The sequence below is a fragment of the Vibrio sp. 99-70-13A1 genome, assembly GCF_013114625.1.
In the GTDB taxonomy this organism is placed as follows: Bacteria; Pseudomonadota; Gammaproteobacteria; order Enterobacterales; family Vibrionaceae; genus Vibrio.
In genome coordinates this window covers 1-24433 of the sequence record NZ_VTXD01000033.1, presented here as the reverse complement: position 1 = coordinate 24433, position 24433 = coordinate 1, and the positions used below count along the sequence as shown (strand labels likewise).

The following is a 24433-nucleotide window of genomic DNA, read 5'->3' as shown; positions in this document are numbered from 1 at the left end:
ATCCTGAATATTTAGACCTAAGCACCTAAGTCTGATTACCAGTCATACGTGATACTTGCGATAACATTTCGGCGGTCACCGTAAAAACAGTAGTAATCACAAGTTGCGATGTACTCTTTGTCTGCTAGGTTTTTCGCAGCCACTTGGAATTTGTAATCTTCAATTCGGTAGCTAACGGTTGCATCAAATAAGGTATAAGAAGGTACTTTGTTAGTTTCTAGATTATCTGCATAAGAATCACCTACGTAACGAGCACCAGCACCAATGGTTAACCCATCTAATGTGCCATTTAAGAAACGGTAATTAGCCCAAGCGGAAGCAAGTTGGTCAGCAATTTGAGAAGGCGTATTACCTACATAATTGCTATTGGCGTCTTCTGTGATTTCCGAATCGATAAACGATACATTACCAATCAGAGTTAAGGCTTCAGTAACATTCGCCACAGCTTCAAGCTCTATCCCGCGGTTACGAACTTCACCAATTTGAGTCAATTGCCCACCAACTTGGCGTGCTAAGTTTTCTTTTGATACTTCAAATGCTGCAATGTTGAAGTAACCGTTGAAAGTACGCGGCTGGTACTTCAAACCGACTTCGTACTGCTCACCACGTTCAGGTTTTGCTGGATCACCATTTTGGTCAAGCTGAATAATTGGATTAAACGACTGAGCATAACTTGCATATGGCGTGAAGCCACTGTCCATTAAGTAAGCCACACCAAAGTTTGTCGTCCACTCTTCATTATCGACTTTGGTTTTAGCGCCTGTCGTAGTGTTGTGTGTCTTGTTGCGTGAATCATCGTAACGAACACCCAATTGAACAGCCCATGTATCAGCAATCATCATTTGGTTTTGTAAGTACAAGCCAAGTTGATTATTTTTCGTTTTCGTTGTCTGACGATCTGACTCATCCAACTCGGCAAAAGTTGCAGGGTTCAACAGAGCAACATTACTGCTGTATGACGGGTTAAATACATTGAAGATAGGATTTGGAACATTCCCTACCCCAGGGATAGGCAGCATGCTATTTCCATCACCTATGATAGGGTCAGCGGCGTAATCTTTGCTGTCGATATCTATACTTTGATAATCGATGCCCGCTAATAACGTATGTTCCACTACACCCGTTTTGAAATTATGAATCAAACGGTTATCAATATTGAATGCGTTTGAGGTTCCTTCTTCAGTAGAAGCTTGGCGAATAATAGAAGTACGAGTTGGATCATACGGAGCCAATGCTGTGTCACCCACATATTGCGAGTAATACATTTGGCGTAAATTGATATCCATTTGGCTAAAACGAGTGTTTTGCATGAAGTAAGTGCGATCATTAAAGTGATGCTCGAACTCATAACCAATGGATAACTGTTCACGCTCAAACGTTTCCCAATCAGTATTACCTAGCGCTGTGCTATCACTGATTGTGCCATTAGGGTTTGAAGTCAGCGTCCCTTCCATTGGTAGGAACTGCAAGTATGGAACTGAATCGTCTTTCTGGTAACTCGTTAACAGGGTAATTTGAGTATCGTCGGTGAATTTGTAAGCCAAAGAAGGGGCAATAAAAATGCGCTCAGCTTCAACACCGTCGACACGACTACCGTTTTTACGGGCTAACGCTTGCAGCCTAAACGCCACTTGGTCACTCACTTCAGAATTCACATCTAAACTAAGCTGTTTACGATCATCTGTACCAAATTCCGCAGAGAATTGACCCGAGCCGCCATCAAATTGTGGACGCTTACTGACTACGTTGATAACACCACCTGGAGGAGTTTGTCCGTAAAGAGCAGACCCAGGTCCGCGTAAAATCTCTACACGCTCTAGACCAAATGGGTCTATTTGCCAGCTATAAAAACCTGAAGAGTACAGACGAGTGCCATCTTGATACAAACCACTGTTTGCTTGCTTAAAGCCGCGAATAACAAACCAATCTTGCTTGTTGTCTTCACCAAAGTAATTCGCTTGAATACTTGGCGTATATTGCAATGCATCGGCAATGCTTATCGAGGCACGATCATCCATATGCTCTCGAGTCACGATAGAGATAGCACGTGGAGTTTCACCAATCGCCACATCCGTTTTTGTTGCTGTACGACTGCTTAACCCAACATAACTAAAATCGGGCCCAACTGAGCTATCTTCAAGTTGATGCCCTAGTACTACTACCGTTTCGTCTTCTTCAGCTTGAACCATCCCTGACGCAAAGACACCAGACGATACCGCTAAAGCAACTGCGAACGCCGTTGGGGTGCGCATAAAATGCCGATTCATATACTTTCCTTAATACAATCCCGATCCAAAAGAAACAAAAACACAAACGATAATAAATATCATTTGTGTTAATAATTTAGCGGAGTGTATCAATCTTATTTCTAAAATGAAACATTTTAGAAATGTATTTTATAAAAACATTTTGCATATGAATGACAGCTTAAATCATTGATTAATAAGCTAGGCTGAAAATGATCGGATACATTAATAATAATGGGAGTCACACCAGCTGATGGTCGGCAACTGCACAGAGCATACTCACAAATGGGACGCGTGGGACACACATTATTATTGTCAGCATATGGCGGCTCACACGGTTGTAGAACGAACACTATTTTGAGTACGAACGCCGCTATTTAGCCAAATGAAACTTAAGCTACAACACTTTCTAGAGCATGATGCACTTGGGCTAAATCACTTGGTGTCAATTCAGTAAGCTGCCCGGTGTCCATTTTAAAAATACGGTCGGCAGCATCGAAATAAGCATCATCATGTGTGATAGCGATAACGGTTACACCACGCTGTTTGAGAAGAGGTAAAAGCTGTCGATAGAAGAGTTTTCTAAATCTTGGGTCTTGATCAGCCGCCCATTCGTCTAGCAATATACAGCCACGTTGTTCAAGAACCGCCATCATTAATGCCAAGCGCTTACGCTGCCCTTGTGAATAACGAACATCTGTCAGCTGCCCTTGCCTATGGTCAACCTTATCTGCCATTTCAAGACGCTCGATCCACTCATCAATCTCTGAACTCGCAATATCTGCACCTTCCCCATCAACGATATGATGGAATAGATGGAAATCACTGAATACGGATGAAAACTGCTGACGATATTCTTGCCAGTTGTCTTGGAAGACTTTGTGACCATCCACCAAAACTTGTCCACCATGAGGGCGATACAAGCCGGTTAATAACCTAGCAAATGTTGATTTCCCACTGCCATTACCACCAATTATAAATATGTGTTCACCGCGCTCAACCTTAAAGCTAATAGGACCAACACTGAATGCTTCTCCATCAATTTCAGAATGGTATTGATAAGTAACCTGGACAAGTTCTAGGGAGTTAAACCTTTTTGACTCAATCACTTTTGAACTCAATGTTCGAGTGCTATCTAAATTCAAAGACGACAACTTCGTCATCGAAATATTGGCAGCAACAAGCGATGGCACCGAACCAACTGCAGACATCAAAGGCGTTCTCATAAACAGAACCACCAGAGCAAATGTCGAAGCCACTTCTAATGTTGCCCAGCCTAAACTGATTGCCAGATAAAAAATTCAAACCGATGAGAGCCAACACCACGGTATTAGCCATATTGGCAGAAAAGCCATTCAACATATCGGCTTGTGTTACCTCATCCCTATAGCCTTCAGCATTTGGCACAAACACATCATTAAAATAACGCTTTGCTCTGAAGGGGTTAAGAGATAACTCTTTACGCCCATCAATAAGAGATTGGTAATCTTTATACAATTTGTCGTCATATTCTCTAACCTGCTTTACGTGCTTAGTGATTCGAGTCACGAGTACGTATCCGATAACGCCAGTTGAAGAAAGCATCAAGACACTAATCGCAAATAAAGGCATTGATAAAAATGCTAAATAGCCGAGTGAAACTAAAGTCAGCACCAGTCCATAAATCAGTTCGGGTAAGTGTACAAATGCGATAGTGATATTACGAATATCAGTGTTGAGCGAGGCTAAAATCCCAGAACTTCCCACTTTCTCAACTTGTTCGATATCGGTATTCAAAAGCTGTGAGACCATTTCACAACGTTTTTTGTATACAAATTTATGACCCAACTTATGCAGTGATACTTGTGCAATAGTCGTAGTGACTAAAAGTAGAACCAGCAGTAAAGCAAACTCAATTAATGTACGAGAAAACGACTCACCACTTAAAAGCTGTCCATCACTTGAGATAAGCCGATGCTGAATGAATGCAATCACGCCCACACTCAAAAATGCACTCACGATACTGATCAAGATAACAAGGGATAATGACTTTTTTTGCTTTTCAGCCAGTAATAGGATCAAACCCATCTTCTACATACCATTCTAATCAGATAGTTACGTTTAATAACAAAACGCAAACTTAATGAATTTAAAAAGATGGCAGATCTCTTTTACTTGAGCTGCCATCTTTATTTACTTTGAGCTTTATTTACTTAAATTTGGAGGTGGAGATAAGCTGAAAGGAAAATTAATATCGCCTTAAGCCCCACATTAAATACATGCCACCTATTATGGATGCGACTAACCCTGCTGGGATTTCCTGAGGGTATAACCACTGCCTACCAAGCCAATCTGAAAACAGCATTAACGCCATACCGATGAGAGATGAACAGATCAAATGCTCTTTTGCTCGGCTAAACCCTAATAATCTCGCCATGTGTGGCGCCATCAAACCGATAAAACTTAAAGGTCCAACAACTAAAGTGGCACTAACGGTTAAACATGCAACCAGAACCAATAGCAACACTCTAGATCGTGAAACATTCAACCCTAGTGACTTCGCGCTAGCCTGGCCCAGAGGTAAAACATCTAACCAGCGCGCGCAAATAAAGCCCAATGAAATGAATACAACAGAAGAAAGAATTAATGGAAAGAGTGTCTCTTCAGTAACGTAATAAGTAGAGCCCGCTAACCATGCCAATACTTGGTAGCTTCTTGGGTCTCCCCCCGCTAATACAAAGCTCTGCACAGCATTCATTAACGCAGTGATTGCGACACCAGTCAGCAACACTCGCTCTGGCTGGAAACCTGATTTCTGATTCAGCAGAACAATAATAACGAGCGTACATACCGCGCCAATTAAGCCGCCAGTATAAAGCCCGATAATACTGCCGCCGAAACCAACCAAAATCGCAACAATCAAACCTAAAGCGGTTCCAGAACTGATGCCAATCACTTCAGGGCTAGCCATCGGGTTTCCACTTAAACGTTGAACTATTGTTCCCGCTACCGCTAACATTCCCCCTGCTATCGCGGCTGCAATCAGCCGAGGTAAACGCCATTCTAGTAATGCCCAATCTTGCGTGACAAACAGCCAACGCCATCCTTCAGTTTGTAACGAAAATAGACTAAAGATAATAAGTGTAAAAACAATCAAAAGGCTTGAAACAACCACAGACCTTTTACTTAAACGTGGAGTCACTTCACTATGGCGAGTAAGAATCGTTTGAGTGTGAGATTGGCTTTTCATCGATAGCTTTGGCAATAACCATAAGAGTAATGGAGCACCTAATGCAGCCGTTGCTGCACCAGTCGGAATGAACATTGCCATCAAACCTGGTAACTGTTGTATCAGTAAATCAGTTAGGCTTAAAAGCAGCCCACCTAGTAACATTGACACTAATAATTTAGGAACTAAACGGTGAATACCCATTAAACGAGTAAGAGCAGGGGCAGCCAAACCAACAAATCCAATAATCCCCACTGCGCTCACCACCCAAGCCGTTAGCATTACAGCTAAGCCTAAGCACACGACGCGTAATTTAGGTAACGAAACCCCAAGGCTTTTTGCTCCTTGTTCAGAAAGTTGAAGCAAGCTTAGAGGTTTAACAAAAACAAAGGCAACCAACACCGCAATGACTAAACGAGGCGCGAGATATTGAACATCTTCCCAACCACTTTGAACGAGCGACCCTGCGCCCCAAATCATCAGTCCGCTAAGCTTGTCTTGATTCATCATTAACAAGACCGTACTGATAGCCCCGCAATACAGATTCACCACTAAGCCAGAAACAATGACCACCGTTGGAGAAAGCGCACGCCTCCAAGACAAAACAAATACCAACCCCATCGTCGCTACACCGCCGACAAGCGCGACTAGTGAGTATGACCACTCCAATAGCCAAGGCGCATAAAGTGTTGCGAGCATCAGAGAAAAACTAGAACCACTTGCAACGCCTAAAGTTGAAGGAGATGCCAGCGGGTTTCTCAAGACTTGCTGCATTAATACACCCGCGACAGCCAACGCGGCACCAGATAATAATGTGGTGAATAACCTTGGCCACCAGGCTAAATGTAACTTTACAGATTCGGGAGAGCTAAAATCAGCTACCCATAAACTCGATAGTCTACTTAAACCAAATTGAGATACAGAAAGCTGCTGACCAATCAAAACCAGGGTCGAGAGGATCAAAAGAGTAAACATGCCAAGAGTTACGGTTCTCATGATTTATCCTCCTGCTGCCTAGCATCTTCTAGACTCATATTTTCTTGGTGATTAATAGCGGATGAAATAAACCGAGCAAACCTTGTAGCTGAAGGAATTGCACCAAAGCTCCATACCGCCGGTATCTGTATTGTCGGATAACCTGACTCTTTCACTATGTATTTCCAGAACTCATTCTTTTTAAGATGTTTTTCTGTACCAGCAGGCATTGGTTCAATCACAACGATTTGCCCTTCCATATCAATTAATTGATCAATGCCGACCAAGCTGTATCCCCACGCATTTGTTTCTTTTTTCCAAGCGGATTCAAGCCCAAGCTTATTGACGGACGCTTTATAAAGGCTATTTTTACCAAAGACACGAACATGGTTTGAATCCATAAATTGGACCATAAGCAAAGGAGGAGTATCTTGAGGTAAATTGGAAGTCAGTTTACTGAGCTCAGCATTCGCCTTAGCAATGAATTGCTCAGCTTGGTATTCTTTTTCAGCAAACTGTGCAATATCGCGAGTCACCTTTTCTAGCATCAGCCAATCGACATCACCACTGCGATACAAACTGATAGTGGTAACCGGTGCAATTTTGCTGAGCTGAGATTCTAAGGTTGAGAACATCGGAGAAAGTAATATTTTATCGGGTTTCAGTTCATGTATACGTTCAAAATTCGGCTGTGTTCTTAATCCTATATCTGGCACATTACTGGGAATTTCAGGTGATTTAACCCAAGCGTTATAATCAGACGTTTGAGCAACGGCAACGGGTGTTGCCCCTAAAGCCAGCAGAGTTTCAGTATGAGTCCAGTCAATCGAAACGACTCGGGGCGCTTCTTCGTTCACGACAGAAGACAGTTCATTTGTTAGTGCTGGTGGAGTAAAAATAAGTACGCTAGTGAAGAATAAACGATATAGATACGATTTTCGAAAAGTAGTAAACATCATGCTGGCTCCAAATCACCCGGCATAGCCACAGGGTAACCAGCAGAGTGCTGAGTAATATGCATTGGAACGCCATAAATCGACTGTAAGTTTGACTCTTGGAAGACTTCATCCACCTTACCTTCAATCAATAACTCTCCACTGTGAAGCGCGATGATATGATCACAAAATCGAGCAGCCATATTGATATCATGAATAACGATAATCACACCTAGATTTAATGACTCACTCAACTTTTTAATTAAAGTAAGCATTTCAACTTGATGCCCGATATCGAGTGCTGACAACGGTTCATCCAATAATAGGTATTTGGTGCGCTGTGCTAAAAGCATTGCCAACCATACTCTTTGACGCTCCCCTCCCGACAGAGTATCGACTAAACGTTCAGCATATTGAGTAGTGTCCGTTAACTGCATGGCTTCTTCAACATACAGCTTATCTTGGCTTGAAAGTCGTCCGAGCAAACCATGCCAAGGGTAGCGACCAAAACTCACTAGATCTTGACCAGAAAGACTGTCGGTTGCTGGTAAATGTTGAGGCAAATAAGCAATATTTTTTGCGAACTCTTTATCCGACCATTTGGTTATCGCTTTATTTTCTAATAAAACATTTCCCGATGTCGCGTCTTGTTGTTTAGCCAGCAGCTTCAGTAACGTGGATTTACCAGAGCCATTATGTCCAACCAAAGCATAAATTTTTCCTTGTTCGAAAGACACATTAAAGCTATTGAGCAGCTTCTTATTTCCGACACTAAAACCGAGTTCCTTTGCTTCCAGCATATCTTCAACCTTAAACCACTTACCTATTAGCGCATCTAGCTTCTAGCTTCTAGCTTCTAGCTTCTAGCTTCTAGCACCTGAGCATTAATGAAATGTAAGTAAATTCATAAAACCATTAACAGAGACGCATTTATACACTTGCAATATATTAAATACAAATAGTATTCATTTAGATTAATCTTATTATTTACTTGCGAGCCGCTTACGCACCTTGGGTAAGCAAGTCATTCATTTCTAGCTAGCGCCGATCCGCTCAATTTAAGGTAATTGTATTAATCATTTAGCACTTCAGGCATGGCTTAAGACAAGAAGCCAATTCTTTCGTAAGATCATAAACTCAACGCACACATGTTGCGCGCTTGTTAACTAAGATGTAGAGTTTTTATTCAAACAAGGATTTGTCCCAAAGTGGATAAACGAATAACTAAAAAGGATCTTTATGAATACACTGCTAGCTGACTACCCTGTTATTACTGAAATCCCTGTCGCTTGGGGGGAAATGGACGCATTGAACCACGTCAACAATGCCGTTTATTTTCGTTATTTCGAAACAGCACGTTTGGACTTCTTTAAACATGTCGAATTGATGGAAGAGATGGCAGTAACCAAAATTGGTCCTGTTTTAGGGGATACCTACTGTAAATATTTTCGACCAGTCACCTATCCTGATACCTTATTGATTGGCTCAAAAGTCACCGAAGTTCAGGATGATCGATTTACGATGGAATACTCCATTGTCAGCAGTAAACAGCAAAAAGTAACAACGGTTGGAAGTGCGACTATCGTGATGTTTGATTTTGCATCCAACCAGAAAGCGCTATTGTCGATTCGCTTACATAGTGCAATTCAAGAAATGAACGGGTTAGTGACTCAATAAAAGAAAACTGAATAAACATGTGAATCGTTAAACTCAATATTTGAATAGTTTGAAAAATGACTGGCTTTCATAAAACATAAAAAGCACTGAATGGGGAACATCCAGTGCTTTAATTCTATCAATATCAACTTATATGTGGCTTTCTAATATCGAGCTAAACTCAACCTCAAGACATTACAAACCTTGTACATACTGAGCATTAGTGCGAACTTCTACCATGTTTTCTAAGCTCAGCTCTGAGCCTTCAACACCATTGATTAAGCCTTCGAAATGCTTAATTAACTCGACTTTATCTTGTACTTCTTTAGAGCCTGCACCAATGTTAGTCAGGTCGATAAAGAACTCATCGAATAAACCGGAGAAGTCTGACACGGCGTCATGGTTCAAGAACTGCTCATGGTTATAAATGCTTGGGTAGCCACCTTTCTGCTTATCAACCGCAAATGAAATGCCTTTCACGTTTGTGATAGTCGTTGCTTTCTCACATTTCAGCATACAGCCAGCTTCGATACTTGGTTTATTACACCCTACCGTTCTTTGGAAGAAACACTGTCGGCTCGTCATCATCAAGATTGGGTGATAGATGCTGTAAAACAGTTTGAAGTTTTCTGGGCGGCTGATATGGCGAATTTGACCTTTATTGATCTCATTTGAGATAAATGCGCCAGCACAGTTCAATTCTTCTTTTAGAGTCACTAGTGCATGTGAGTTGGTCGTATTCATGAATGGCCCTGCTACCCACTCAATACCCATCTCGTAAGCTTTATAAGCAATACCAGTGTTGTTCGTGACAATGCGTGCCGGTTTAATTTCTTCTAAAATACGAACCGCTTCATCGTAATCTTTACCAATCAATACGGCTGGGAACCAAGGAATTAAACGTGGGTTTTCAGCAAGAATGTCGATGTATTTATTACAACGTTTCTTAAAGCTTTCTGGCAGTTTGAAGTAAATATCAGCTTCAGTCACATCACATAAATGTAAGTCTTCAACATCAGCAATAAGCATTGATAACGTTGGTGTTTCATTCACTTTAGGATATTTAGGCAGGGCTGGCACATCAACGTGCTTAATCACTTTAACCGAACCATTCAAGATAAAGTCGATTTCTTCTTTTAGGGCTGTTACTTCTTTCAAAGGAATCGCTAAGCCAGCATCTAGCTGTTCAAAGTCATAGTGATCTAAGCTATGAATCGCGCTTTTCACAGACTTAAAGCGTTTCTCTAAAAGCTCAGTCGTAATCGCTTTCTCGCCTGCCTTAGAAAGAATCGATGGCGATGTCACTTCGAACGTTTCTTTCTCTGAAATAACAGACACTTTAAATGGCTGACCAAGTTTTGCAGAGAACGCAAACGTTAAAGAGGTTTTACGAATATCCAAGTATTGGATTTTTTCGCGCATCTCTTCGCCCAGTTCATTCTTAGAGCTGTAAAGGTTGTCCGTTACTTCTTGGATTTGAACCACTGAAATAGAATCAGTTTCTGATGCAGCTTTATCAACCGCATAATTGACACTGTTATCACGAGGGTTATCAATGAACATATCTTTCGTTAAGTTGCCCTTAAGGAAAGAGTTTGTGAAATCTCGGTTGAATACTTTATGTAGGTTCGAATCATCTTCGATCAATAGACCGCTTTCAACGAAGCTGTCTATCTGTTTACGCCATGTATCAACCACGGTGTAAACGTAGTGCGCGCCTTTAATACGCCCTTCAACTTTTAGAGAATCGACTTTAGCATCAACCAATTCAGGTAGGTCGTAATAAGCAGAGTTATCTTTTAAGTTTAGCGGGAACTTGTTACCAGCATTGGTGATTTCATATTCGTCACGACACGCTTGGCTACAACGACCACGGTTACCTGAATTACCTACACTTACTGAACTCGAGTAGCACTGACCAGAGAAAGCAATACACAATGCACCATGTACAAATACTTCGGTTAACACATCATGATCATGTGCAACTTCAGTGAGCATTTTGATTTCAGGAAGGTTCAGCTCACGCGAAAGGTTAACGCGAGTAGCACCAATTTTAGACAAGAACTTAACCTGGCCTTCATTGTGCGTTGTAAGCTGGGTAGAAGCGTGAACATCTAGCGATGGAAAGTGCTTCTTAACAAGATCAAATAAACCCAAGTCTTGAACAATAATACCGTCAAGTTTGGTATTCACCAGTTGGTTTAACAACTTGCTGATGCTCTTAATTTCATGCTCTAAAAGTACGACATTCAGAGTCAAAAACACTTCACAACCATATTCATGAGCAAGGCGAATAACACCGTTCAATTCATCTAGTGATAAGTTGGATGCTCGGTTACGAGCGTTGAAGGTGTCTAAACCACAATAAACCGCGTTTGCGCCCGCAACGATGGCCGCTTTAATTGCTTCTACATCGCCACCAGGGGCTAATAACTCAATTTTTCTGCTCATTTGAAACCGCTCACTTGCTTAACTTATAATTTTTTTGAGCGCGTATTCTAACGACATCACCTATTCATTACCACAGATCTGGCTTTTATTGACTTGAATCACAATAATTATTTAGCAAATAGGCTTTTAAATTAAATATATAGCGAATAATTTTATCCATAATTAGTTATGCTAATCGCCTGAGCTGTCCTATCGCCTATTTAATTAACCCAAACTATCTGAGGGAATGATGCCGCTACCCACTTTATACTCATTACGCCGTTGTCCATACGCAATGCGTGCCAGAATGGGTTTACTGCTAGCAGAGCAACCTGTAATGCTGCGAGATATTGTTACGCGAAATAAACCCATTGAATTGTTAGAAGCCTCACCAAAGGGCACTGTGCCAGTTGTCGTTCTAGTTGATGGTCAAGTGATAGAACAAAGCTTAGATATCATGCTATGGGCGTTATCCAATAATGACCCACATAACTTACTTCGTTTAGATGTGTCTTCAATCGCAGGCGAAATTATTGAATTAGTCAGTTATAGCGACACGCATTTCATTCCACTTCTAGAACAATACAGAGCATCCGCTAGATACCATAATGATGACTTAGAGCTGCGAAGAAACCACTGTGAAGAGCTCATTTCTCAATTAGAAGATCGTTTAGAAAAGCACACCTATTTATTTGGCGAGACGCCTTGCCTTGCGGACTACGCGTTAATGCCTTTTGTTAGTCAGTTTTCAAGGGTTGAAAAGAAGTGGTTCGTTCAATCTCAATATTCAGGTGTCGCATGCTGGCTGAAGAACCATTATGAAAGTGCTTTATATACAAGAATAATGAAGCAATATCCGCAGTGGGTTGAAAGCCGTCAGGAGTTTTTATTTAAGTGACTTTCGATATTTAAGTAACTTTCTATTTTTAAGTAATTTTCGATGAACTAACAGAGAGAAACTGACCTTATTATTCAGTCAGTTTTTCTCTCTATTAGAAGATTTCACTTAGTTTAGAATAATCTCAACTCGCCTATTTTTAGCTTGACCCGCCTGAGTCGTATTATTCGCTACAGGGCTGCTTTCCCCTTGAGAAGAAGCCAGAGTATTGACTTCACTTTCATCTAACAGTGTACCAACCGCTTGTGCTCGCTTTAGACCAAGTGTGAAATTATAATTTTCACTTCCTCTAGTATCAGTGTGACCTTCAAGTAAAAAGTCATTATCCGTGTGCTGCGCAATTCTAATAATTTTATCGAGTATGTATTTTGATTGTTTAGACAAAGTAGAACTATCAAAATCAAAGTATACCCTTGCTAGCACATCCCCTTTTGAGGCGCTTTGAAGGTGTCCATTTGCGATAAGAAATTCAGAGCAATCTTTATCGACTTTAAATTGATTAGCAATCAACTCTGATAGCTCAATGTTAGTATCATTTTCATAGGCCACGACAAGGTTCATACTTCCCGCTTTTGGGATAACCGTAATCACCTCACCGGCTTCAACATTCACCGCTTTATCTAATGACGGCTTCGCACAGTAATAATTAAAAAGTTCAGAAGAAGTCGAAGCAAATGCAGTATTTGCCAGCCCCAAAGCTGTGATTAGGATAAGAGTTCGTTTCATTTTCATATTTCCTACTTTAAGTGCCCTATTTCTTCTGAAATTAAGTTAAGAATAATATCGAGTAATTCATCTGGATCTGCTGCGTCATAAACATTTTCGATACCAACGCAATTCGCTAAAGCTTGGTTATCACTAACGGTATAGTCAAAACCAACAAACGCCATTTGGAAATTAACTGGTCGATTTGAATTAGTTTGTCTACTGTTTAGTTCAGCTTTGATCTCAGTACACATACCTGCATTCACTAAACTTGCAGTTGGGATACCATTTCTAAATGTTCCACTTCCCACTTTATCAAGCCCGTCAGATAGTATGACCATTAACTGCCTAGGGTTTGGGTCCGTCAAGTCACCGAAAAACTGAGCAGACTTGATGATTCCCTGATAGGAACCCGTCCATCCATCCGGTCTAAAGTTCTTCATGCTATTTTTTATAGAGGTAAAGTTATCGGTGAAACTCAAGTTAAAAAATGGATAAGAGTCATTGTCGTATTTATCAAAATTACAAACCATGTCCCTATTATCAGCCTGATTATTCCAAATATTATTCACTGTTACAGTCGGATCAACCGTGTTGCTATTAGTATTGGCATAATGCAACTCATCAATAAACTCAATCGTTCCTCGGTTATCATATTGGTCATAACAATCGTCTTCGCAATCGTAATATGTCGAAGTGCATCTATTTCTACAATTCCAATCCCAGCTATTACAGCTGGAGTAACACTGACTATAAGTGCTGTAACATTGGCTTCTGCACTGCTGTAACAACTGACTATCTCTGCATTCAGTAATGCCATCTGACCCTAGTTTGTCTGTATATTCAGAGTAAGGAATGATAGAAACACGATTCAATGTTAAAGCGGTGTCTTGGTATTTATCGAGTTCATCTAATACTGAATTAACAATCTCTCGTACTGCTTTATATTTCTTTTTCCCTTTCCAGTTCTCATTCATTGAGCCCGAATAATCGACAACGAAAGAAATATCTATACTGTCGCCTTGGTACTTACGTGCCACACTGTCATGGCTAACATCATAAGTTTCGCCAAACCCAACCAAATCACCGCTTGTCGGTAACCAAGAATTATGGGTTGTTACAATATCAATGGCATATTCGTTATAACGGGTTCCACCGTCACAATCTGTCTGAGAACTCGCTTTACATTCTGTTCGAATAATATTAATTGATTGAATGCTTTCTTTATCTTCTAAGTAAGCATCAATATATAAGGTGGCAAGGGCTCGGTTTTCTTGTTCATTTTCACTATTTCTTGCTGCTAGAGCCAAAGCAGACACCTCTGCGGCATCTCCTAAACGAGCTTTATTTTGTAATGCTCGAGAGCCATCAATCGCTAATGTGAATAAACCCCATACGCCAGGAATGATCAAAGCAAACAGTAATGCAGCATGACCTCTCTGTTTTCTTAAGCTAGGTAACATATTAACGCCCCATCATGATGGAAGAGGATTGTATGGTCGTGAAATCTGAACCTAATAATTCACCCGCCCAATTATCGGTTTCATAACAAATGGTGACTCGATATAGAGATGCTCTCCTACCCCAACTCGTGATCATCGATAAAGCATCATAATCTCGTAAAGTTTGAGTCAGTGAACACCCTCCACTTTGATTTATCGTGGTCAAAGCCGAAGTCGTGTTATCTGAAAATGTCAAAGATTCAAAGGTAGTACTCATGTCCGCATTAGAATAATCACCAGTTGTACGCTGCAAAGATTGAGTAATAATTTGGTGTAACTCTAACGTACTGGCATTAGTGATCTCAGAGTTATTAGGAGAATAAAGTTGAGTACGTTCTTTTAAGATATTAACGGCTGAGTATGAGAGCCTATCTAATTTACCCTGCATAGACAGCTTGATAACTAAATCTGAGGTAAAGATCATCAAGGTCGCGAATACAACACCAAGAAGCGCAAACTCAATTGAAAAGTTGCCTTTCTGCTTAGAAATCGAATGCATCACGTTCATACTCCTGTACAACAATAACCTCACGTCTGAACATGCCCGGAACGGCAATGAACTGGCTTAACATTGGTTCAAAATCATATTCAACAGCATAAACCGCAATCGCACTGGCTTCCGATGACCCACACTCCAATTCAGCACTACTGTCACTCTCACCCCGACAGTCACCAACATAATCACCTAGCTCTTGGATGCTTTTTAAATATTGGATGGTAAATCGATAGTTATTACTGTCGACAAGACCACCATATTGAGCGCTCTCCTGTGTGATTACATTTTTAAATGTCGCCATAAACTCATTGGATGAATTAGAGCTTAATCGGTCATTCGAGTCATAGGTTGGTGAAACCAATTTGGCTTGACGAGCCGCTTCAGATATCGCCACATCCGTCACTGATGATATATGTGCCATGTAACCAATTTCAGCCCAAGTCATACACATAAGGAAAAAAGCCATAAAGCCTAATGAAAATTCTATCGCGGCTACACCACCCTGTTTCTTCCTTAAAATCACCCGCGATAATGTATTTGATTTAATATTCATAATTTGACTCTAACGGTAAAGAATGCCCGCTTCGGATAACTTTGCTGCTTGCTTCAATCGCCTTTAATGCACTGTCTAGATCTTTACGTTTGTAATGCTGCTTAAGTATTCCTTTTGCTTGTTCAGATTCCCCCGATTTAACTAATGCAATCACTAGGTTTGAACGAATCATTTCATCTTCAGGCTTATTTTGGTAAAGCGGGGTAAGTAAATTAACGGCTTTGTCATAATGTCCTTGCAGCATATAAACCGTGGCCAAATTATTTTTGACCGCTATATCGTTATAAAAATAGCGTCGGGCTTGGTTTAATGAAGCCTCTGCAGCTGTGAAATCACCTAACTCCGAATATAAAATACCAAGCAGATTATGCAATTCACCATCTTTAGGCTGGAGGGCAATCGCTTTTTTAGTCAAATTCAGCGAACTCGATATCTTTCGTAATTGATATTTTGCTTTGGCTTTAATTTTTAACGCTGCAGTATTACTCTCCAACCCGTCGACGCTTTCTAAAACAAATAGCGCCGAATCAAAATCCCCCGAAGCCTGATAAACATTAGCGAGTTTAATCCGAGTTTCAACATCTTCAGCCACTTGTAATTGCTGTTTATAAAGCTCGATTAACTGATTATGATTACTGCTCTGGATCAACATGGATTCACGATTACTTGCGGTCGCTTTGTAAGGCTCAGATTGAGGTGTACCACCTGAAGTACATCCATTAATAAGCAGTAAAGCCACAATCAGATACATATACTTAAGCATCAGCCATCAACCTCATAATTCCTGGAGCAACAATAATAAAAACAATTGGCATCATGATAAAAAGAATTAGAGGTATCGACATTTTAGCGGCTAATTTACCAATTTTTTCTTCGACATGAAGCATGTTTACCGCTCGAATGTCGGCAGCTAACGTCGTTAAAACAGAGTAGATTGAAGAGCCATATTGCAAGCTTTGCTTAAGAGTCATCACGAAACTGCGCATTTCAGAGCTAGGGATCCTTAAGTACAATTCATCAAGTGCCCTTTCTAAGCCCACGACTCTAGCGCGCTCATTAGTTTTGGCTAATAACTTGGCTAGATTCTTATCAAAACCCTTCATTTCATTAGCGAGATAGCTAAGTGCGGACTCCAAAGTCATACCTGTTTGTACGCATATCGCCAAGAGATCCAATAAATAAGGTAATTGACTCGAAGTATGAGCAATTAACCGTTTTTTCATATGCGCAAGATAACTATCTGGCGCTATGACACAAAAAATAAACCACACCACACCGGCAATTAGTACCGTGTTAATTTCCACAAAATTAAGCGTCGATAGAAAATAGAAGCTAATTGCTCCAATTATAAATACGCCATACTTAATGTGCATGTAATAACGCTTGAATCGAAAACCGTCTAAACCAGCATCAGCGAATTTTTTATTTATCTCTTCTTCACTCGACGTAAATTGAGAGATTAGTGAGTTAAAAACATTCGTATTATTTTCTTTAAGTGGTTCTTGCTTGTTGTCTTCATGGGTTAAAAAGCTATGAAACGTTTGCTTCCTTTTGTAATTGCTATAAATCAAAGAAGCAATAATCCCAATGCCGAACGCAAGCGCGATCAAAACAAGAAACAGGTTCATTTGAGTTGACATTAATTCTGTGCCCCTCTCATTAACAACCAGACAATAGTAAGCCCAATAGATTCACTAGCAATTAGATAGTAAAGCAGCGGCTTACCAGCAGGATCAAACATAATAAATTCATAGTTTTCTGGGCTAATAAATTGCAAACCAAAAAGAAATATCATTGGAATAGCAGCCACTATTTTCGCCGACATTCTTGCTTCTGACGTCATAGAGTATTTCTTTTTTTCTACAGCACGGCTGTCAAACATCAAGCGGTTCAATCGACTTATTACGTCTTTTAACTGACCACCTCTTTGCATATTGGCGCGCAAGGTAATCACAAAGAAATGAAATGCTGGGTAAGGGAAACGGCTACAAGATTTACGAAAAACAGAGTCTGCGCTTTCACCGAGTTGTAATCGCTCTCCCATACGTTTAAATTCTTGCCCGACTTCACCTTCTAAAGATTTACCAACGTAAATGATGGCATGCATGATACTTTCACCAGCACTAACCGCGCTCGCCAACATGTTTAATGCGTCAGGGAAAGCTTCATCAAATTGCTTTTTTTCACGTTTTTGCAGCCAACTATAGCCAAGTAATATTCCTACGACTTCACACACTAGCGTTACATAGAGAATATTGCCGCGAATCAGATAAGTATTCAAAGCAGAAGCAATAACTCCAAGTACCACTAAGTAAGCCACTATCTTGATGGCGGCTAACTTACCTACTTGGCGTTTCACTCTATTCAATTTTTGTAATAATCGGACATGTAAGTTTCGGTCTGATAACGAAGCAAGATCGACCGCTTGTTGCGCTTCTTCAATAGACTCAACTCGCAATGTATGTGCGGCTTCTTCTAAATAAAAATGACGATTTGTCTTACTTTTACTCGGCCAATACGCGATCATTACCGCTATACCACCAGTAATTAATGCAAGCCAATAGATCATGCTGGCACACCGACAGCGAACGCTTCATTAAGCTGCTGTTCTAGCCCAAAGAAACGAGCTTTTTCTACTAGAACGGAGCGCTGCATCAGCCCTGCAGTGACATACTTGCCTGTCACTTTTCCAGTATCTTGGCTCATAGAAGGCTGAAACTTAAAGATTTCTTCTAGAACAACGTTATCACCTTCTAAACCAATCACTTCGGTAATGCTCATCACTTTACGGCTACCGTCGTGCAAGCGACTGATCTGAATAACAATATCGACGGCACTGACAATGGTCCGGCGGATCGCGGCTAAAGGTAAATTACTGGTCGCCATCATTACCATCGCTTCAACCCTAGCAAGAGCATCTCGTGGAGTATTGGCGTGCAGTGTTGACATAGATCCATCATGGCCAGTATTCATGGCCTGCAACATCTCAAATGCTTCTGAGCCTCGACACTCACCTACAACAATTCTATCTGGACGCATACGAAGAGAATTAATCACCAGATCTCGTTGAGTTATCTTACCTGAGCCTTCAATTCCGGCGGTTCTTGTTTCTAAACGAACCACATGCGGCTGTAGTAAACGCAGTTCTGCCGCATCTTCAATCGTCACAATGCGTTCTTTCTCGGAGATAAACTGGGATAATGCATTGAGCATGGTTGTTTTACCGGAACCCGTACCACCTGAAATGAGAATATTTAAACGGCAGCGGGCTGCAATCATTAAGATCTTTGCCATTTCAGGGCTCATTGCACCAAACTCAACAAGTTGAGAAAAGTTGATGGATTGTTTTTTGAACTTACGGATAGAGATAGAAGTTCCATCAATCGCTACGGGAGGAATAACAATATTCACACGACTGCCATCTTCCAAACGAGCATCACAAGTTGGAGAGGATTCGTCGACACGACGTCCTACTCGGCTCGCAATACGCTTGGCAATCTGCTGAAGCTGCTGTTCATCAATAAACATAGCAGCGGATTTTTCAACCAGTCCATTTCGCTCAATGAATACATTTTGGTGACCGTTGATCATAATGTCACTGATGCTTTCATCGTCCATCAGTGCTTGCAGCGGGCCTAAGCCATGCAACTCATCAACTAAGCTTTGTACATACTCAGCTCGTACTATCGTAGCGACAGATAAACCCAATTTTTCAACAAGCATTTCAACGGCATTGGCTAGCTGCTTTGTAAGCGCACTCTTCGACAATGAATTTACCGCTTCAGCATCCAGAGCATCAAAAATCTGCTCTCGTATCTCAACATAAGCTTTTTGAGCGAAATCCATTATGCGCCTCGCTTAAGCAAACGATTAATGATGGATTTTTTCTGCTTTTGCTCATTCTGACCTAATAACAAATGCGTAATACGATTAACGCTTCGTCCTACTGGCGAATTCATTTCATACATATGTTTCTTGTCTAAAACCATTTTTCCAAGTTTTGGATCGTTAGGACAGACTACATCCGCAGACTTCCCTAAATATGATTTGATATCCGCTTCAGTTATGGTTGCTGCATTATCTGGCATCGTATAATTGAGCACAAAAACCGTTCTCGTTTTGGAAGACATATTATCCATATGCTTCTGAACACGCTTAGCTTCACGCAGGCTAGAAACGGTAGGTTCAATCATTAGCAATAAGATGTCAGAATGCTCAGAGATGTAATTAAGATCTTGCTTGCAGTTAGAAGAACGCGACAAATCTTCAAGAATAAAATTAAATTGACCCGCTAGCTGAAAAGATAAAGTTCTTGCGTATTCTTTCAGTTCAAGTTCATTCAATTCTTCAGATTCGATTGAAAGAACCGATAACATGCCGCTTATTTTTTTCACCATGCTACTAGCGTATGTCGCATCTAAACTTGCCGTAATAGAACTTCGAGTAACTGGTTTCTTCTCGTGTTTATCTAAACTCAAAAAGATGTCGAGATTCCCGCCTCGAAAATCATGGTCGACAATAAGGCATGAACTGTTTTTCTTGGTAGAAAGTTCATAAGCAATTTCAGCCGTCATTAAGGTGGCACCTACCCCACCTTTTGTACCCCAAACCCCTACTTTTTTCGCTGTTCTATCTTTACCAAGGCCACTATTTCGCTTGCGGTTACTGTCTACGTTACGAACGAAATCTATTAATTCTTGTTTAGGGATTGGCCAAAAGACATAGTAAAAGCCCATGCCTTTGAGGTTTCGTATTGTTGAAATTGCATCTTCACTACCAATAACGATAACAGATGCTTCATTTGGCAACAGGTGGCTTATACGCTCCATATCTTTTGATACGTTCGAGCTTTGATTGAGCTCGACAATGACAACTGAAATTTGAGAGTCACGGATATGTTGCTGGATATTTTGATCCGAATTTTCAAGCATTGAAGGAGAAACGAGCCCCTCAAATCGAAAAGCTTCTTCTACCAGATCCATACATTCCTGAGTCTGATAAAAGAGCACAGTTGTAATCAATTCTTGAGTAACTGGTTTAGCGTCACTTTTCGTTTTTAGAATATCGACTAAATCAAACATTTTAATGACCTACTACTGTGTGTTAGAAGCTTTAGGCAGCATATTTTCAGGGTTCACCATAGACTGCCAACGAGCATTATCGGTGTAGCAATTCGATTCATAAAACCCAAACTTACCAACTTCTGGATATTCGCAAAGATTGGTAATCACTTGGTAGTCTGTAAAGGTCAAACGGAGATCAAATTCAGTGACTGGTTCATCTTCTCTGACTTCAAAACGTTGGATGCTGATACGATTTGCATCGATACCTAATGATTTCGCAAACGTTCGTGCATAATTCGATAGCTGCTTGCCCTGTAAGTTATGCCATTCGGCCAGCATGCCTTTGGCTTCTATTACTTCAAAATTTTGAGTAACAAAGACTTCTATTTCTTGTTTAGCAGTAGAAGCACCATTTTTATGAGCGCTGAGTGACAAACTATAAGTTAATGGAACAAGGTGAAGAGCTTTACCTTCACGCTCTTGAATTCGCTCAGCACAGCCACTAATCAATATCCCAATAAAAACGGTCACCATTAGGCGAAAGTTTATCGCTTTGATTGATCTGCATTGGTCAAAAATCATAATTTAAAGCCTCCGGTCGCCATAATTTCACTCGCCCATTTTTCAGAGCTGGTTTGGTAACCTTTTTCGACATAGAAGAAACGTTGCAGCGTTGAGGTTTTTTTCATTGTTGGCAGCTGAATTAAGGCGGGTTCAATAGGCTGAACTAAGTTAACTGTTGCGACAATAATCAACTCTGTTTTCGTTCTTTCAGTACCCGTTTTTCGGAATAACGCGCCAAGTAATGGTATATCCCCGACTAATGGCACTTTACTCAATGATTCTTTGTCTTCTGTACTCAATAAACCGCCTAATACAAAGCTTTTACCATCAGCTAATTGAACTGTGGTACGGGCACGGCGAGTTTTTAAAGCAGGTAGATCGTAGGTTTCATTGCTGTACTGAGCATCGAGTGAGCTCACTTCTGGCATTAGGGATAAAAGGATTTGATCATCAGACAAGACTTTTGCCATCAAATCTAAACGTACGCCAAACTCTTTATATTCAACATTTGTTGTGCCATCTACCACAGTCACAACCGGTAGCTCACCACCCACCAAGAAGCTGGCACTTTCACCGGAAATAACAGAAAGGTTTGGCTCTGCGAGTACTTGACCAACAGTGTCATTACCGATTGCAGTGATCACTGAAACAATGTCGGACGCACTAAAACTAGTGACTTGATCTAAGAATATGCCAGTACCTGCGCCAGTACTGCCATATTCAATACCAAATTCTTCAAGAAATGAGTGAGAAACTTCAGCAACAGACAGCTTTACATTGACCTGCTTTGCGACTGCGACTTCGATATTGTTCACGATACCGTTGTAGTGAAAACGCTTCATGAATTCGATTTCGTAATCGTCATCATCCGATTTCCATTCCATTTTGAATTCTTGTTTCTCTTTATCTAGGTAGGTACCAACTAATTGGTTTATTCCATCTTTTACTTTTTCTGTTGGAACAACACCACTCAATACTACCTTGTCCCCAATGTTAGTAATGGAGACTTCAATATTCGGGTATAGCATTTGAACTTGCTGCTGCACCACATCAAAAGAAGTATTCACCCACAATTTTCGTGATGCCAAAGTCTTACCTTCGCCACCGTATACCGCGAGAGAAGTTCTTCCTACATTCTTACCGAAAACAACCACTTTGCGTTTATCGATAACTTGATAATCGGCAATGTTCGAATCCGAAATAAATACAGACTCAATATCACTCAAAACAGTGACGGTGATCATCCCGCCTTGATCAATATTGGTAATACGTTGAGCAAGTGCAGTATGAGACAAAGAAGCTAGAATCATGAATAAAGCCAACTTCTCGATAAAGTGAATAATAGATTTCATTTAACTTTGTCTCTAATTAATGGTGACTTTTTCAGCACGATATTCCACAACAGACTTAAAATTGTTCAGAACATCGCCAGCATCAGCATGTAAATCTGATTTTTTATATTCGCCAATTGATTTATGCACTTCAATTTCTGAAATTCTTTTTGCAACGGTTAATGTCGCAACCTGCTTTCTGGTCAGCTCTAAAATCAAACTGACTTCTGTTGTATCAGCCTGATTACGCGTACCAATAATGGTTTGCTTATCTACTTTAAGTACTTTGACGTTCATTAATACTGGGGTAACAAACATATTACGTTTTCGACTTGAGGAGGTTTCGGAAGCTTCAAGAGAGTAAGTTGAAGGTAAAGAAAGTGACAATACATCGATCATTGATCCATGAGTGATAACGCCACCCACTACTGATTCCGGCGGTACTTTAATTGCGTAAGGCACGCGGTTATCCGCTATTGTTAAGTCAACATAGCCGTCATCAGAAGGGTTGATAATAGATTCTTTGAAAAAAATACTCTCAGCATTCAGAGCAGACTGGTAAACAGCACCTTTTTCAAAATTCAGCTCTACATCAACCAAAACACCTAATGAGTTCGCTTCACTTTCTGGTAACTTACTTACTGAAAAATGTTTTCGTTCAACTAGTTGAGAGGATTCAACAGGTTGATTCAAACGCCAAATAACAACTTCGGGTTCTGCTGGTTTCTCTTCTTTAGTTACTGGCGTTTTATCACTAGCTAAATTTCCAGCTAAGCCATACAAACCGAATAGAATAGCCAAAACTGCAATAGCTAGAGTCAGTGTTTTTTTCATTGGATTCCTAAATGGACGCTAATATTCCTAAAGATGAGCCTAAACTAATTGCAATTCCGTAAGGCACGCCGCGATTTGTTTTTTTTGCCAGCCTCATCCATAACAAATAGATAACACTAACAGCACCGCCAATTAACAAAATTAAGATTATTGTATTAAATAGGTGAGAACTTGGTATCGCTAAAGAATACGCCGCTAGTAACTTTGTATCACCACCAGCTAATATTTTTAATTGACTAAGAATGATACCGCCCCCTAATATCAGTAAGCTATGAACAATATTAAACCAACTGCCTGTTTCAATGACGTAGAGAAAGAAACCTGCAGCTATAGTCAGGCAAGCAAAATTAGAAATAGACCTCGAAATTACATCAGTTGCACTAACATAAATAAATAGAGCAGCTAAAATTATTAGCCACTCAAGATAATTTAACATGGTGATTAAGGTAATTAACCGCCAGGTGTCGGAGCTGCGCCACCTAGAGCTAAACGAATTGTTTCGAAAACTCCAGATAATGCACCAGCAATACCACTATCAGCATCACCAAAACCAAGCGCAACAACACCAGCGATAGCAGCAGCAATTAGACCATATTCAATTGCAGTTACACCTTGCTCATCATTCTTGTAATTTTCTAGGGCAACCTGTGTTTTAACAAATAACGTTGTAAACATACCTTTTTCCTTTTTTAAATATAAATCCTGCAAGCACAACTTGCTTAATAACTTCAAGTGCATGTTAGTTTTTTGGCGACTGATATTCAATAGTTTTTGTAAATCAAAGTAATAAAACATTAAATATTATTACAACGATCACTTTTTGTAACTTTTAGGCTCCGTGTCTTATATTTACCCTAAAAACCACAGGTAAATTAAATCATTTAAAATCAACAGTTTAAATAATTAAATCTATTAATTAAAAGCGGGAGTCATACATTCTTAGAGCATAAAACCATCATGATAATGATAAGTTTAGTAAGGTGATTAATTGCTAACAGGGAAGCCTATTGGGTGACCATTTTTTGACAGTGTGTATT

General features: G+C 40.3%; 21 protein-coding genes and 1 pseudogene. 2 read left to right on the top strand and 20 right to left on the bottom strand.

All coding sequences use genetic code 11. The annotated features are described in order from the left end of the window. Window positions 1-35 precede the first annotated feature (35 nt). The 5 genes and pseudogenes from F0226_RS17875 to F0226_RS17855 form a co-directional block, all read right to left on the bottom strand. Complete coding sequence (locus tag F0226_RS17875) at window positions 36-2252, bottom strand: TonB-dependent siderophore receptor (protein WP_171736929.1); 2217 nt, start codon at window positions 2250-2252, stop codon at window positions 36-38. 386 nt (window positions 2253-2638) lie between these two features. Continuing rightward, window positions 2639-4313 (bottom strand): annotated as a pseudogene (locus tag F0226_RS17870) (multidrug ABC transporter permease/ATP-binding protein). 160 nt (window positions 4314-4473) lie between these two features. After that, a complete protein-coding gene (gene fhuB, locus F0226_RS17865; protein WP_171736904.1) occupies window positions 4474-6450 on the bottom strand; it encodes a Fe(3+)-hydroxamate ABC transporter permease FhuB in 1977 nt (658 codons plus the stop codon). After that, window positions 6447-7388: an ABC transporter substrate-binding protein gene (locus F0226_RS17860; RefSeq protein WP_171736903.1), complete on the bottom strand. Its 942-nt coding sequence runs from the start codon at window positions 7386-7388 to the stop codon at window positions 6447-6449. Before F0226_RS17860 ends, fhuB begins: the two co-directional genes overlap by 4 nt. After that, complete coding sequence (locus tag F0226_RS17855; protein ID WP_171736902.1) at window positions 7385-8164, bottom strand: ABC transporter ATP-binding protein; 780 nt, start codon at window positions 8162-8164, stop codon at window positions 7385-7387. The genes F0226_RS17860 and F0226_RS17855 overlap by 4 nt, the downstream gene beginning before the upstream one ends. A gap of 439 nt (window positions 8165-8603) precedes the next feature. On the opposite strand from F0226_RS17855, the gene F0226_RS17850 reads away from it, so the two are divergent. After that, a complete protein-coding gene (locus tag F0226_RS17850; protein ID WP_171736901.1) occupies window positions 8604-9041 on the top strand; it encodes an acyl-CoA thioesterase in 438 nt (145 codons plus the stop codon). A gap of 174 nt (window positions 9042-9215) precedes the next feature. Here F0226_RS17850 and F0226_RS17845 read toward each other — a convergent pair whose 3' ends face one another. Further along, on the bottom strand, window positions 9216-11471 hold the full coding sequence (locus F0226_RS17845; RefSeq protein ID WP_171736900.1) for a peptidase U32 family protein: 2256 nt from the start codon (window positions 11469-11471) through the stop codon (window positions 9216-9218). A gap of 229 nt (window positions 11472-11700) precedes the next feature. On the opposite strand from F0226_RS17845, the gene F0226_RS17840 reads away from it, so the two are divergent. Then, a complete protein-coding gene (locus F0226_RS17840) occupies window positions 11701-12348 on the top strand; it encodes a glutathione S-transferase (protein ID WP_171736899.1) in 648 nt (215 codons plus the stop codon). Between the two features lie 108 nt (window positions 12349-12456). Here F0226_RS17840 and F0226_RS17835 read toward each other — a convergent pair whose 3' ends face one another. From F0226_RS17835 to F0226_RS17770, 14 genes are read right to left on the bottom strand one after another with little or no spacing between them, the layout of a single operon-like run. Next, a complete protein-coding gene (locus F0226_RS17835; protein WP_171736898.1) occupies window positions 12457-13074 on the bottom strand; it encodes an OmpA family protein in 618 nt (205 codons plus the stop codon). 11 nt (window positions 13075-13085) lie between these two features. Next, window positions 13086-14516, bottom strand: coding sequence for a TadE/TadG family type IV pilus assembly protein (locus tag F0226_RS22600; protein WP_253820852.1), 1431 nt, complete (start codon window positions 14514-14516; stop codon window positions 13086-13088). A 1-nt stretch (window position 14517) separates the two neighbouring features. After that, window positions 14518-15054 (bottom strand): tight adherence pilus pseudopilin TadF, encoded by a 537-nt coding sequence (gene tadF, locus F0226_RS17825; RefSeq protein ID WP_253820854.1) that lies wholly within the window; start codon window positions 15052-15054, stop codon window positions 14518-14520. Further along, window positions 15038-15604, bottom strand: coding sequence for a TadE family protein (locus F0226_RS17820; RefSeq protein ID WP_171736896.1), 567 nt, complete (start codon window positions 15602-15604; stop codon window positions 15038-15040). Before F0226_RS17820 ends, tadF begins: the two co-directional genes overlap by 17 nt. Next, window positions 15594-16367, bottom strand: a complete 774-nt coding sequence (locus F0226_RS17815) for a tetratricopeptide repeat protein (RefSeq protein ID WP_171736895.1) — start codon at window positions 16365-16367, stop codon at window positions 15594-15596. The genes F0226_RS17820 and F0226_RS17815 overlap by 11 nt, the downstream gene beginning before the upstream one ends. After that, window positions 16360-17244 carry a type II secretion system F family protein gene (locus tag F0226_RS17810; RefSeq protein ID WP_171736894.1) on the bottom strand — a complete coding sequence of 295 codons (885 nt, stop codon included), beginning with the start codon at window positions 17242-17244 and terminating at the stop codon, window positions 16360-16362. The genes F0226_RS17815 and F0226_RS17810 overlap by 8 nt, the downstream gene beginning before the upstream one ends. Continuing rightward, window positions 17244-18173 carry a type II secretion system F family protein gene (locus F0226_RS17805; RefSeq protein WP_171736893.1) on the bottom strand — a complete coding sequence of 310 codons (930 nt, stop codon included), beginning with the start codon at window positions 18171-18173 and terminating at the stop codon, window positions 17244-17246. The genes F0226_RS17810 and F0226_RS17805 overlap by 1 nt, the downstream gene beginning before the upstream one ends. Continuing rightward, window positions 18170-19450, bottom strand: coding sequence for a CpaF family protein (locus F0226_RS17800; protein WP_171736892.1), 1281 nt, complete (start codon window positions 19448-19450; stop codon window positions 18170-18172). Before F0226_RS17800 ends, F0226_RS17805 begins: the two co-directional genes overlap by 4 nt. Further along, entirely contained in the window at window positions 19450-20685 is a 1236-nt protein-coding gene (locus F0226_RS17795; protein WP_171736891.1) for a chromosome partitioning protein ParA, read from the bottom strand. The genes F0226_RS17800 and F0226_RS17795 overlap by 1 nt, the downstream gene beginning before the upstream one ends. Window positions 20686-20697: 12 nt before the next feature. After that, window positions 20698-21249 carry a hypothetical protein gene (locus F0226_RS17790; protein WP_171736890.1) on the bottom strand — a complete coding sequence of 184 codons (552 nt, stop codon included), beginning with the start codon at window positions 21247-21249 and terminating at the stop codon, window positions 20698-20700. Next, window positions 21246-22583 carry a pilus assembly protein N-terminal domain-containing protein gene (locus F0226_RS17785; RefSeq protein ID WP_171736889.1) on the bottom strand — a complete coding sequence of 446 codons (1338 nt, stop codon included), beginning with the start codon at window positions 22581-22583 and terminating at the stop codon, window positions 21246-21248. The genes F0226_RS17790 and F0226_RS17785 overlap by 4 nt, the downstream gene beginning before the upstream one ends. A 12-nt stretch (window positions 22584-22595) precedes the next feature. Further along, complete coding sequence (cpaB, locus tag F0226_RS17780; RefSeq protein ID WP_171736888.1) at window positions 22596-23396, bottom strand: Flp pilus assembly protein CpaB; 801 nt, start codon at window positions 23394-23396, stop codon at window positions 22596-22598. A gap of 7 nt (window positions 23397-23403) precedes the next feature. Next, the gene (locus F0226_RS17775) at window positions 23404-23832 is read right to left on the bottom strand and encodes a prepilin peptidase (protein WP_171736887.1); all 429 of its coding nucleotides are present in this window, start codon (window positions 23830-23832) and stop codon (window positions 23404-23406) included. A 14-nt stretch (window positions 23833-23846) separates the two neighbouring features. Then, complete coding sequence (locus tag F0226_RS17770) at window positions 23847-24071, bottom strand: Flp family type IVb pilin (protein WP_171736886.1); 225 nt, start codon at window positions 24069-24071, stop codon at window positions 23847-23849. Window positions 24072-24433: the final 362 nt, after the last annotated feature.